Origin of the sequence: Polyangium spumosum, assembly GCF_009649845.1 — a bacterium.
Lineage (GTDB): Bacteria > Myxococcota_A > Polyangia > Polyangiales > Polyangiaceae > Polyangium > Polyangium spumosum.
Window position 1 is genome coordinate 259,944 of sequence record NZ_WJIE01000002.1, and the last position, 12,121, is coordinate 272,064.

Annotated in this window: 11 protein-coding genes; 4 read left to right on the forward strand and 7 right to left on the reverse strand. The window is 70.0% G+C overall.

Annotation, left to right across the window (positions count from 1 at the left end):
• Window position 1 precedes the first annotated feature (1 nt).
• The gene (locus tag GF068_RS07125; RefSeq protein WP_170319343.1) at window positions 2-1,186 is read right to left on the reverse strand and encodes a GNAT family N-acetyltransferase; all 1,185 of its coding nucleotides are present in this window, start codon (window positions 1,184-1,186) and stop codon (window positions 2-4) included.
• Between the two features lie 464 nt (window positions 1,187-1,650).
• On the opposite strand from GF068_RS07125, the gene GF068_RS46910 reads away from it, so the two are divergent.
• Together GF068_RS46910 and GF068_RS07135 are read left to right on the forward strand one after the other, a co-directional pair.
• Entirely contained in the window at window positions 1,651-3,042 is a 1,392-nt protein-coding gene (locus GF068_RS46910) for an adenylate/guanylate cyclase domain-containing protein (RefSeq protein WP_170319344.1), read from the forward strand.
• Window positions 3,039-4,076, forward strand: a complete 1,038-nt coding sequence (locus GF068_RS07135) for a hypothetical protein (RefSeq protein WP_153818584.1) — start codon at window positions 3,039-3,041, stop codon at window positions 4,074-4,076. The genes GF068_RS46910 and GF068_RS07135 overlap by 4 nt, the downstream gene beginning before the upstream one ends.
• Here the strand turns inward: GF068_RS07135 and GF068_RS07140 are convergent, their stop codons facing one another.
• Together GF068_RS07140 and GF068_RS07145 are read right to left on the reverse strand one after the other, a co-directional pair.
• Complete coding sequence (locus GF068_RS07140; protein ID WP_153818585.1) at window positions 4,077-5,930, reverse strand: prenyltransferase/squalene oxidase repeat-containing protein; 1,854 nt, start codon at window positions 5,928-5,930, stop codon at window positions 4,077-4,079. It abuts the gene before it with no gap.
• Between the two features lie 58 nt (window positions 5,931-5,988).
• A complete protein-coding gene (locus tag GF068_RS07145) occupies window positions 5,989-6,207 on the reverse strand; it encodes a Franean1_4349 family RiPP (RefSeq protein ID WP_153818586.1) in 219 nt (72 codons plus the stop codon).
• A 172-nt stretch (window positions 6,208-6,379) separates the two neighbouring features.
• Here GF068_RS07145 and GF068_RS07150 point away from each other — a divergent pair, with 172 nt between their 5' ends.
• Window positions 6,380-7,615, forward strand: a complete 1,236-nt coding sequence (locus GF068_RS07150; RefSeq protein ID WP_153818587.1) for a M50 family metallopeptidase — start codon at window positions 6,380-6,382, stop codon at window positions 7,613-7,615.
• 18 nt (window positions 7,616-7,633) lie between these two features.
• The gene (locus GF068_RS07155) at window positions 7,634-8,155 is read left to right on the forward strand and encodes a cyclic nucleotide-binding domain-containing protein (protein ID WP_153818588.1); all 522 of its coding nucleotides are present in this window, start codon (window positions 7,634-7,636) and stop codon (window positions 8,153-8,155) included.
• 16 nt (window positions 8,156-8,171) lie between these two features.
• On the opposite strand, the gene GF068_RS46915 is transcribed toward GF068_RS07155, so the two are convergent.
• The 4 genes from GF068_RS46915 to GF068_RS07170 all read right to left on the reverse strand — a co-directional run bounded on the left by GF068_RS46915 (window position 8,172) and on the right by GF068_RS07170 (window position 12,091).
• Window positions 8,172-9,062 carry a CPBP family glutamic-type intramembrane protease gene (locus tag GF068_RS46915; protein ID WP_153818589.1) on the reverse strand — a complete coding sequence of 297 codons (891 nt, stop codon included), beginning with the start codon at window positions 9,060-9,062 and terminating at the stop codon, window positions 8,172-8,174.
• A 157-nt stretch (window positions 9,063-9,219) separates the two neighbouring features.
• Entirely contained in the window at window positions 9,220-9,990 is a 771-nt protein-coding gene (gene modA / locus GF068_RS07165; RefSeq protein WP_170319345.1) for a molybdate ABC transporter substrate-binding protein, read from the reverse strand.
• On the reverse strand, window positions 9,987-10,922 hold the full coding sequence (locus tag GF068_RS43410) for a hypothetical protein (protein WP_170319346.1): 936 nt from the start codon (window positions 10,920-10,922) through the stop codon (window positions 9,987-9,989). The genes modA and GF068_RS43410 overlap by 4 nt, the downstream gene beginning before the upstream one ends.
• A gap of 41 nt (window positions 10,923-10,963) precedes the next feature.
• Window positions 10,964-12,091 (reverse strand): monooxygenase, encoded by a 1,128-nt coding sequence (locus tag GF068_RS07170; RefSeq protein WP_153818591.1) that lies wholly within the window; start codon window positions 12,089-12,091, stop codon window positions 10,964-10,966.
• Between the last annotated feature and the right edge of the window lie 30 nt (window positions 12,092-12,121).

Below are 12,121 nucleotides of genomic sequence, written 5' to 3' on the forward strand. Positions count from 1 at the left end.
ATCAAGGCTCTTCTTCGGCGAACGCCTCCGCCGGCCGCCGCTGCGAGGCCGGCTCGCCGCGCAGGCGCGCGATTTCCCGCGCGGCCCGCTCGGCGTGGTCACGCAAGGTCTCCCGCAGCGTCCGCCGCGCCGCGCGGATCTCCACGATCGGCCGCGAAGCGAGCGCGAGATCCAGCTTGTAACGCACGTCCCCTCCCAGGAAATCGTATTCGCGCCGGCCGGACTCGATGGCCATTCGAATGGCCATCGCGTGCGCGACGATCCCCGGCCGGAGCTTCGCCGGCAAATCGGCCCGCCTGCCGCTCTGATAGAAATAAACCTTGTCGTTCCAGACGAGATTGTAAAGGGCCGCGATGGGCTCGCCGCCCGCCCGCAGCACCGAGAGCTCGAGCGCGCCACGCTCGAGGAGCGCGGGCATCACGGCGTCGTGGAACGCCCTGAATTTCGAGGACACGAACACGCCCGTCCGCTCGTCCTTCTGCCAGCGCGCCTCGTGTAATGAAACGAGCGTGTCGCGCGCCGACGCGAGCTCCTCCGGCGTCCGCGCGACCGAAAACACGAGATCGCCCCGGGCGAAGCCCTCGAGATCCCGGATCGAGCGCCGCACCAGATACCGCCGCGACGAAGGCAACGCCGCGAGGTATGCCTCGAACGACCGCGGGAGCGTCACGTACGGGCTCCGCCCGCGCTCCGTCAGGGTCACCATCCATCCCCGCCGCCCGAGGGCGTCCGCCAGCGCGAACGGCGCGCGCTTGCTGCCATCCATCGCCGGCAGCACGACCTCGTCCCAGGCCCCCGCGAGGCCCCCTTCGAGCGCCCGCGCGGCCGCCTCCGCGACCACCTCCTCCGCGCCCCGCTCGGCCACGAGCCCGATGTATTCGGACACGATCTCGTCCGCCTCGTCCTCGCCCGAGGGCAATACCTCGAGCCGCCGGAACGGAACGCCGCGGTGCCAGACGCGCCTCGCCACGAGCGGCAAGAGGCCCACGAGCCGCCCCTCCCCGGTGATCCGTAATGCACGGAGGCACCGGCCGTCCGTCCCCCCGAACACGCGCCACCAGGCGAGGATCCAGAGCGGCGAGAGCATGGGCTCGTCGCCGTCGCTGCGCTCGAGCAGCGCCTCCCATTCACCCCGCATGGCCTCGAGGTCGGCGATATCGGAGACGACGGTGCAGCAGAGTTCCATGGATCCCCCAGGCCGCGCGGCCATTTCGAGCATCCCCCGAAAAACCGCGCGCTTCGTCGTATGGAGATCTCGCGCGCGCCCCACGCGCGCCGCTCGGACCGGGTGTAGGCACGGACTGCGCCCCACCGCGCCTTCCGCCCGGACCGACGCCGCTCGCCCGCTCCGCCTCGCCCGCGCGTGTCGTGGGCGGCCCGCGGTGCTCGCGGGACGCTCGCCTCCGTCCGCGCCTGGCCAGCGCCGGGCAAGCCCGTCTTTGGGCGCGGCAGCGGCCCGTCCGTCCTCGCCGACGAGGGCCCGACAAACTGCACGCTGCCGTGCGCCGTGAGCACATCCGCGGCTGCGCGGGCGGCTTCCTCGTGAGCTCTCGGGTTTTCCCGAAGCGTCGCGGCGCGTGCACTCGCCCCTTGACGCGGGCGGCACTTCCTTGTCCCATCGAGCCCCCCCGTACCTGGTCCGAGAGAGCCGTGCTCGACAACCTGAAGAAGCGAATATTCTCGCGCGATCGGCTCCCCGACGACATCCGGATCATCCTCCAGAATCAGGAGATGCGTGGCGAGCGGCTCGTCAACTACGTGAGGGCCGTCTTCTCCGCATTCTCCCTGGGCATGATGTTCGTGTCGTCGGACGCGCAGGCCCCCGAGGCGCTTCGCACCTTCCGGCTCGTATTGGGCGCCTGGTTCGTCTACTCGGTCATCGTCTGGCTCCTGCTCAGGCGGCGTGATCGTTATTACCAGTGGCTCACATACCTCAGCATTACCGTCGACATCTCGGCGGTTTGCCTGGGCATGATCGGCAGCCTGCAGAACCATTCCGGCGTCTACGAGGTCTACCGGGCGCCCACGGGGTGGCTCGTCCTCGCCGCCTTCAACGTGATGGCGGGCCTGCGCTACAGCGTCTTCGCGGGCCTCTACTCGTCGTTCCTCGGCGTGCTCTACGCCGCCGCGATGCTCGTCTACGTGCGCCTCGAGCTCGACGTCACCTGGGTGGACAAGGCCGTCTACCTCGGCCCGGGCCTGAACCTGGACGAGTGCGTCATGGCCCTCCTGTTCAGCGCCACGAACGGGATCTTCGCGGCCGTCATCGCAGGCAACTCGCGCAAGCTCATCCTCCAGGCGGCGACGGATTCGCTCGCGCGCGAGCGGGTCGAGCAGGACAAGGACCGGCTCGCGAAGTACTTCTCGAAAGACGTCGTCGACCTCGTGCTGAACAACCCCGAGAGCCTCGCCATCGGCGGACAGCGGATGACGGCCACGGTGCTCTTCGCCGACATCCGCAACTTCACCCAGCTCTCCACGATGATGCAGCCCGAGGAGATCGTGGAGCTCCTGAACCGCTACTTCTCGACGATGGTCGACATCGTCTTCAAGAACGGCGGCACCCTCGACAAGTTCCTCGGCGACGGCCTCATGGCCCTCTTCGGCGTCCCCTACCCGATCGACCACCCCGAGGAGAGCGCCGTCCGCACCGCGCTCGAGATGCTCGACGCCCTGCAGGTCATGAACCGCGAGCTCGAGGCGAAAGGCATGCTCCGCCTCGACATCGGCGTCGGCATCAACGCCGGCCCCGTCGTCGCCGGCAACATCGGCTCCTCGCAGCGCCACGAGTACACCGTCATCGGCGACACCGTGAATCTCGCCGCGCGGCTCGAGGCGCTCAACAAGGAGACGCGCACGCAGGTCCTCGTCTCCGCGTCCGTCCACCAGGCCATCCAGAACGTCTTCCGGACGCGCCAGCTCGGCCCGCTCCGCATCCGCGGCAAGCCCGAGCCCGTCGAGGTCTTCGCCGTCCTGCCCTCCGACGTCGTGCCCGAGCCGACGCGGATCTCCCTCCTGCCGCCCTCGACCACCTACCCGTGACCCTCCTCGACGCCGCCTTCCCGAGTTACCTCGCGAAACAGGCGATGATCGACGCGGCCTGGGATCTCTGCGAGCGGCGCTTCGAGGCGCTCCCCGCCCCGCTCGACGAGATCGGCGCGCGTTTCCTCCGCTCCGTCGGGGAGGGCACGCCGTCCCACCGCGCCTACTTCTCCGGCCCGCTCGCGCCGCCGCTGCTCTACATGCCGCTCTGGCTCGCCGATCGCCTCACCGCCGAGGGCGCGCTCCCTGCACGGGCGCAGGCCTCGATCGCGCCGATCCTCGCGGGCACGATGCAGGGCTACTTCTACGTGCGCATCCAGGACGACCTGCTCGACGACCCTGCGCGCGCCGATCACGAGCTCTTGCTCCTCGGCAACGCCTGCGTCGCCGGGATGGTCCTCGCCTACACCGAGGCGCTCGGCCCCCGCGCGCCCGCCTTCTTCCAGGCCTTCGATCGTGCCTTCTTGGCCTTCTCGCGCCTCACGCTCGCCGAGCAACGGGTGGTCCGCAGCGACGATCCCTACCCCGAGGCCCTCTTCGAAGAACACGCCGGCAAGGTCGCCTTCGCGCGGGCGCCCCTGCTCGCCGTGGCCGCCCTCGCGGACGCGCTCCACCTCGAACCTTCGATCACGACCCTGATCGATCACCTCGGCGTCGCCTACGGCCTCGCGAACGACGTGCTCGGGTGGCCGCGTGATCTCCGCGCGGGTCACCGCACCTACCTGCTCGCCACCGCGGGGCTCACGCGCGCCGACCTCGATCGCATCGCCGCCCTCTCCGACGAACACGCGCGCGCCGAGGCGCACGAGGCCCTCGCCGAGCGGCTCCGGGGGACGCTCTACGAAGGCATGCTCCTCCGCCGCACCCTCGAGCGGGCGATCGCGGAGCAAGGCCGCGCCGCCGAGAGCGCCCGGGCTCTCGGGCTGCCCGGGTTCGAGGCGTACACCGCCGATCGCCTCGCCTGGCTCGGCGCGCTCGATCGCGAGATCCTCGCGATGTCCTTGAAGCGCGCGCTCGGCGGGCGCTCCCGCTGATCAACCCCGCGCGAGGCGCGCCCTCGTCCGGACGAACGCCTCGAGGCAAAGCGCGGCCGTGATCGAGCGCGCCCCGTGCGCCGCGAACGCGAAGTCCTTCCCCGGCGTGCGGTAAAACGGCTCCCGCGGGAAGAGCCCGTCGTAGTCCTGCCGGGACACGAGGAACGTCACGGCAGGCCAGGGATCAAAAGGCTCGAGGCGCCCACACGCGAGCACGCCGAGGTGACACGCCGTCGCCATCACGCCGCCTCCCAGGCTGCCGTCGGCCCGCTGAGAGCTCACGATCCGCTGCTCGATGTCGCTCACGAGCGCGCGCAGACGAACACGCGGCGCCGGATCCCCGGGCAAACGTTCGGCCACGTCCGCGAGGCGCGCCAGCAGATACCGCGCGAACGGGGTCGGGTAGAAGTGCACGGCCCTCCCCCCCTCCGCCTCCCAGACCCGCGTGATCCAGCCGAGCGTGCGATCGAAGTAGCCCTCCGGCAGCACGACGCCCGCCTCTGCGAGCCCGATCAGGGCGTTCGCCGCCACCGCGACGCACCGCGATCCGAGCCATCGCGGCGCGCCGTCCGGCGTGGGCTCGCGGAGGTGCTGCTCCAGCCACACGGCCATCGCCCCGTCCTCGCCCGTGTTGCGCACGAGCACCTCGATCGGCCAGGCGAGCGCCTCGACGGCCGCGGCGCGGCCTGCCGAGCGCGCGAGGAGCTGCAGCGCGAGGCCGAGATCGTCCGCGTCCGGCGGGATGCCCGCGAAGCCCTCGAAGTAGCGGAATCCATCCACCGAGCGCCGCGCGACGAGCGCCTCGACGCGCGGCGAGATGTCCTCGCCGACCCCGGCGAGCGGGAGCAAGCAGATCCCGACCGGGAACAGGCGGGCCACGTACGCCTTGTCGAACGGCCCTCCCCAGCGCTGGAACTCCCACGACTCGCGGAGCTCCGGGTCGGCCGCGAGGCCCTGCCGGGCGAGCTCGATCGCCCGATCGAGCTCCTCCTCGGGCGTGGGGCCTCGGGGCGTGAAGCCGAACAGGCGGGCGGACCGCGTGGCGCGTGAGGTCTGCGTGGTCGTGGCCTCCACGAGCTCGCGCGTGTCCTCTCCGTCGAGGGCTTCGTGCACCTCGCTGGCCCAGCCTGCGCACGTCGCGTCGAGGCGCGCGGAGAGCTTCGGATCTCCGACGAGCCGGAGCAGCGGCAGCCGATCGGGCGCGGGTTTGGCGGCGTGGGCGAGCGCGAGATCGAGCTCGCGCCCGAGCCCCGCGCCGCGCGCGATCGTGCCGAGGAGCTGGGGCCTCGGCGCGCTCGCGCCGACGCCGGAGAACGCGCGGGCTTCGAGCGCGAGGCGAACGAGGCATCCGAGCGCATCTGCGGCCCGAGCGAGCCCGGGATCGTCCGGACGACCGACCAGGGCGGGCAGGAGGAGCGACAAACCGTACGTCGCGAGCGGGGACGACGCGGGGATCGTGGCCGCCTCACCGAGCTCGTCGAGCGCATCCCCGACGGCGACGATCACCGCGTCGATCGCCTCGCGCGCCTCGGGGTCGATCGAGAGGCTGCCGCGCTCGCGCGAGGCGAGCAGGAGCCATGCTGCGGGGGAAAACGGCGCCTCTTCGTCCTCGGCCGGCATGGGCTCGAGAGGCGCGGGGAGACGCGCGGCGGCGTGGATGGCCGCGGCGAGCAGGAGGAAGGTACGAACGATGGGCTCGTGCGCGCCGGGGCGACGAGCATCCGCGAGACGCCCGAGGAGGTTCGCCGCGCCGCGGAGCGCGTCCTCTTCGAGCCCGAGCGTTTGCAGAGACGCTTGGGCTCGCCGCACCTCGGCGCGGGGCAAACCATCCCAGACGGGGCGGAGCGTGTTCACGACTCAGCGAGCGGGGTTTGCGCGGGCGTGCTGCCCGCGCAGTCCACGCGGGGCGGGTTCAGCTCGCGGCCTTGCGCTGGGCCATCTGGCTCTCGAGGCCTTGCGCCATCGCGTTCACCTCATCGGGATTGGCGCTCTTGATAGCCTCGATCACCTCGGGCCCGGCCTCGTATCCCTCGGCCGTCAGCGTGGCTTCGGGTGCCGCGAGCAGCTTCTTTCGGAACTCCACGTCCGTCAGCGCGCGACCAATGAGCTCTTCGACGCTCTTCTTCGACATGACAACACCTCACGTATGCTCCGCGGCCCGAGCCAATGCTGGACGCTGGAGATCGAATGTACCATCGGATACAGCGGGATCAGCCTCGTTGTCAAGGAGCCACAGGTGCGGCTCTTTGCTCGCCAGGGCCACCATGGTAGTCTGGCGCTGACGGGCCGTTGTGCAGGAGCTCATGAGCGAAAAGTCGAAGCCCGAGCTCGAGCTCCTGATCCGGTCCCGGCCCGGCGGCCCGAATCTCCCTGGATCGAGCGGCGGATTCGTCACGCGCCGTTATGTCGCGAACCAGGTCGCGCTCACCGTGAAGCCGCGGCGCATCCCGGAGGAGAGCTACGAGATCCAGGCCCAGTCGCGCAAGGATCGCAAGCTCTTTTACGTGATCCGGCAGCTCGAGGCCGACAAATACCTCTTCCTGAACGAGGAGGAGTATTTCCTCTGGCAGAAGATGGACGGCCTGCACACGCTGCGCGACGTCGCGACGGCGTACTTCCTGAAGTTCGGGTCGTTCGACTTCCGGGTGATCCAGCGGTTTCTGGCGCGCGCCCGCGAGAACAAGCTCATCGTCATCCCGCAGACCGATCTCGTGCGGCGCTCGCTCGCGGACGAGCCGGTCTCAATGCGCTCGCAGTACCTCGCGAGGCTACGCGGGGTCGACCTGCGGCTGCCGAACGTCGATCAAAAGCTCGGCGTCCTTTACGGTCGGATGCGCGTCCTCTTCACGCGTCCCGCGTTCGCGTGTTACGCGATCCTGCTCGTCATCGGCGGCGTGGCGATCGTGCAGCAGGCGGGGCGCGGCTCGGGCGCCGAGGTCCTGCACGCGGGGCACGCGCTGCTCGTGCCCGTCTTCTTGCTCTTGCACGTCATGACCGTCGTCGTGCACGAGCTCTCGCACGCGCTCGCCTGCAAGCACTTCGGCCGCGAGGTGAAGGCGTTCGGCTTCACGTTCATGAACCGGCTCATGCCGAGCGTGTACGCCGACGTGACGGACATGTGGATGTCGACCCGCAAGGCGCGCATGGCCGTGAGCTTCGCGGGTCCGCTCTCCGGGCTGCTCCTCGGCAGCGCGGGCGCGATCCTCGCGTGGATCCTGCCTCCTGGCATCCCCTCGTCGTTCTTCTGGTTCGTCGCGATCACGATCCTCGCGCTCGCGCTCGGCAGCCTCTACCCGTGCCTCTTCATCGAGTCCGACGGCTACCACATCCTGAGCGACTGGCTCCGCATGCCCGCGCTGCGCGAGCACAGCCGCCGTGTCCTGCGCGACACGCTCCGCGATCTCGTGCGTGGCAAAAAAACGCGGCCCTTGACGAGCGACGAGCGCACCTACTTCCTGTATGGAATCGCTTCGTTCGTCAGTGTCTCCGTCGTCTTGACCACGCTCGCCACGCTCGCCACGCTCCGCCTGATGCGCTGATCCCGAGGCCAGAACCCGATGAAGTTCAAGCCGCGACCGCTCCGCAACGACCAGATCAAGGACTGCGCCCGCATGCTCCGGCGCGTCAGTTTGTTCGCCGCCTGGTCGCCCGACGAGATCGAGGAGTTCGCCGCGCACGTGCAGCTCCTGCCCTTCCCCGCGCAGGAGGTCGTGCTCTGGGAGGGCGACGCGGGCGACGTGCTCTACATCATCGCCGAGGGCAGCGTCGTCGTCTCACGAAGGCTCAAGGGCGACGTCGAGACCGTCATCTGCCGCCTTCACGCGGGCGACTTCTTCGGCGAGCTCGACGTCATCGACGATCAGTCCGCCTCGGCGAACGTGCAGACCGAGACGCAGTGCCTCTTCTACACGATCGATCGCGACACGCTCTACCGCGAGCTCGAGGCGAACCCGCGCGTCTATTCGAAGTTCCTGCTCGCCCTCCTCAAGGAGGTCGCCAAGCGCCTGCGCACCACGAACCAGCGGCTCATCGACGCGATCCTCTGGGGCATCGACGCGACGTCGCTCGACACGGGCTGATCTTCCGAGAGCACGCTCAGGTTCGTACGGTCCCGAGGGCCGACGAGCGGCTGCTCGGGGCGCTCTCCTGCCCGCGCCGCCAGCGGAGCAGGACGTACGTGATGAGCACCGTCGATCCCGCGACCAGCACGCCGCCTTCGCTCGCCCAGAGCGGCGCGTGTTTGCCCGTGGTCGACGCGCCGAAAAACGAGACCGCGATGGCATTCCACCCCCCGTGCATCACCACGGGCGGCCAGACGCTCCCCGTGTCGAGCCGGAGCCTCGCGGCGAAATAACTCTGCCCGGTCAAGCACACGACGAAGAGCAGGAGCGAGAGCATCGGCGACGGGCTCGGGTTGTAGTGCCCGCTCAGGATCATCGGCGCGTGCCAGCCGCCCCACACGACCCCGCTCACGAGCGCCGGGTGCGGGATGCGCGCGTCGATGAGGCGCGGCAAGAGATAACCACGCCAGCCGATCTCCTCGCCCACCGCGAGCACCGCCATCGCGAGCGGCCCGACCGTCAGCGCGATGATGCCACCCGCGAGGAAACGCTCGCCGGGCGTGCTTCCGGGGATGGCAAACCCGAGCGGGTGCATGGACGCAGGCTCGAACGCGGCGATGCCCGTGCCCCACGCGAGCCCGTACGCCGGCAGCGCGACCACCACCGGATAGATCAACGCCGGGACCATGGCCCACGCGGCGCGACGATCGAACCGGAACGATACGTCGCCAAACCCCTCGCGCAGGGCGAGCCGCGCCACGACGGAGGCGAAGCACGGGACCCATACCAATGGGAGGAAGTAGCTCGCGTCGAGGCCGTAGAGCGCGATCTGCGTGTGGAACGGCGCGCTCGCCAGGATCACGACGCCGATGAAGATCGCGAGCCCTCTGCGCGCGCGTCGTACCTTGTCCGTCGCCTCCTGCACCAACGGCGAGCTTATACGGGGACGAGCCGCACGGGTAGGGACAAGGCGCTCGCCGCGCGGCGTTCCCTCGTGGCCCCGAGCGTCGGCGGCCCGACACCTCCCCGACGTCGCGTGTTTGTCCGGCGCATCCGGACCCCGGAGCGGGGCCCGGGAGGACCTAGCGAATCGGGCCAAACCCGTACGCGGCGAGGATCCGCTGCCCGGCGGGGCTCGTGATGAAATCGAGCAGCGCCTCGGAGCCTGCCCGCGCGCGGGCCTTCGTCGTGACGGCCGCCCAGACCTCGGGCCGGGGCGCCCATTCTCCCGTCGCGCCATCGAGCACCTCGATCCCCTTCGCGCCGGGGACCTCGGTACGATAAACGATCGCCGCCGCGACCTCGCCTCGCTCCACGTAGGCGAGCACGGCCGCGACGTTGCCGCCGAGCACCACGCGCCCCTCGAGCGCCTCCCACGCGCCGAGCCTCGAGAGCGCCTCGCGCGCGTACCGACCTGCCGGCACCGCGCCCGGCTCCCCGATCGCGAGCTCCTCGCCCGGCGGCAGCGCCGTCGCGAGCGTCGCGAACGTGAGCTTCGGGCCGCCCCTGGGCCCGACGAGCACGAGCTCGTTCGTCGCCACGACGCGCGCTCGGTTTGGCTCCACGTGCCCGCCGGCCGCGAGCCGGTCGATCGGATCTCTCGCCGCGAAGACCACGAGATCCACCCCCGCCCCGCCCTCGACCTGCCGCGCGAGCTCGCCCGAGGCCCCGTACGTCGCGCGCACACGCGCGCCCGGCTGCGCCTCGCCGAAGCCCTCGATCAGGGCGGGAAACACCTTGCGTAGGCTCGTCGCCGCGGCGACCGTGACCTCCGGGGCCTCGCCCGCGGGCTCTCGCTTGCAGCCCACGAGGGCGAGCGCGACGAAAACGAGGACGAGCGCCCTCCGGGTCAAGGCTCGCAGAGCCCCTGCTTCCACCGCGCGTACGAGATCAGGAAGAAATTCTCCACCGCCGTCTCCATCTCCGGCGACAGCAAAAACGCCGGATGGCACGGCTCCGCGTCGCACATCTGGCTCTCGATCCCCTTGTCGATGTGGCGCCGCGCCGGCACGAGATCCGAGAACGCGCCGACCTCGTTCACCGTGCCGACGGCAATTTTCAGGACGTAGGGAAAGAGCCGGTTTTTCTCGAACGTCTCGACCGGGTCTCCCGAGAGCCAATTGCCGCCCATCCCCGCGAAATGGCACGACTTGCAGGCCCCGGCCGCGGTGAGCTGGTTGGGCAGGTCGACCATTCCGGTCGACTCCCAGTCCTTCCACTGCATACACGCGCCGAACTCCTCGAGCGCCTGGAGCAACGTCGTGTCGTTCACGGGGCCGCCGCCCTCCCCGCCCGCGCCGCCTTCGCCGCCCTCTCCGCCCGCGCCGCCCGCGCCGGGGTCCGGCTCGAACGTGGGGTCGCCGAAGAGCCCGCGCTCGTCGACCTCCTTCATCAACCATTCCGCGACGACGAAATCGTCCTCGATCGCGAGGGCCGGCCCGGTGTGCTCGCCCTTCAGGCGGAGCAGGCTGTTGTCGGGGTGGGCGATGAGGGGCTTCGGGTACCCTTCGATCTTCGCGTACGACGAGCTCTCCTCCGCGCCGAGCCAGATCGGCGCGGCGTTCGCGCCCTGCGTGTGGCAGGGCGTGCATTTGCTGACGAAGACGGGGTAGACGTTGAGGTCGAAGAGCTCCTTCGCCGTGAAATAATCATCCGGCGGCCCTCCGCCCTCCCCGGCCGAGCCCCCCTGGCCGGGGGGCGCCGGCACGAGGCCGCCCTGAGGCGGCTCGACGCAGCCATAAGCCAGGATCAAAGCGAGGACGAACCACGCGGTCGCTTGTTTCATGTCGGTCCCGCGTGGATGATGGACGCGTTTTCCCTCCGGGGTCAACGGAAGAGGCCGAGCTGCAAGGACGAGCAGGGCTTGCCGTCCTCGGGGACGACGCCGGCGAACTGCTTCACGGGCGGATAAATGTACCCGAACAGGACACACATTTCGTTGAGCCCGATGCCGTAGTGGACCTCGACGTCGCGGGTGTTGTTGAAGAGGCACGCGTGGCGGATCGCCGAGACGCCCTCGAGATCGAGGGGCGGATCGTAGGTCTGGATGTCGCTCTCGAGGTCGAAGGCGCCGTCGTCGTAGACGCGCCGCGCCTCTCCGTCCGCCGAGACGAGGTCCACCGTGAAGCGCTGCGCGAGGTCGTGCGTGTGGGGCATGAGCGAGACGATGTGGCCGCCGAAGACGGCGCAGCTCGTGGCGACGGTCTCGGTCGTGTGTGGCGGGACCGAGAAATGCCGGATCTGCGCGACGAACGGCGCGACCTCCTCCGTGAGCTCGGCGGCGGGCATCGTGAAGAAATCGTAGGCGAGCTCGACGCGTTGCGGCGCGCTCGTCGTGTTCAGGAAATGGATACTCGTGGAGATCTCGCGCGAGGTGTCGAGCACGTAGCCCATTCCTTCGGGGAACTGGATGGTCTCCTCGCCGACCACCTGCGTCGAATTGGCGAAGAGCACGTCCGGGACGCCGGCGCCGATGTTCGAGAAGGGATCCTCGGCGCCGGGGTGGCAGTCGGGGTACGGGTTCGGGCCGAGCTCGGCCTCGATGGGCTTGGCGACCATGTTGGAATGGTGCAGGCCCGGCGTCGTGTAGAGGCGGCCTCCGTGCACGACCCGGTGCGTGATCTCGGGGATGGGCCACGAGAGGCAAAAGGAGACCTCCTCGCCGGGCGCGAGCGTGCGCGGCGGGGCGACGATGCGGAAGCCGCTCTTCGGCGGAGGCGGGAGCCTCAGGGCCTCGGGCGGCTCGCCATACGCGACGACATTGTCGAGGTCGAGCTGCGCTTCGGGCTCGTAACGGCGCAAAGGATCGACACACGCGCCGCGGAAGGGGACCTCGCCCGCGCCGCAGGCGAGCTCTTGCCCGAGCCCTCGTCCGAGGTCTTGCCCGAGGTCTTGCCCGCATCCGGACGTGAGGACGACGAGGACGGCGAGGGGAATCGTATTTCGAGTACGCATGACCGAGCAGGATCCCGCCGCTCCCCTCGA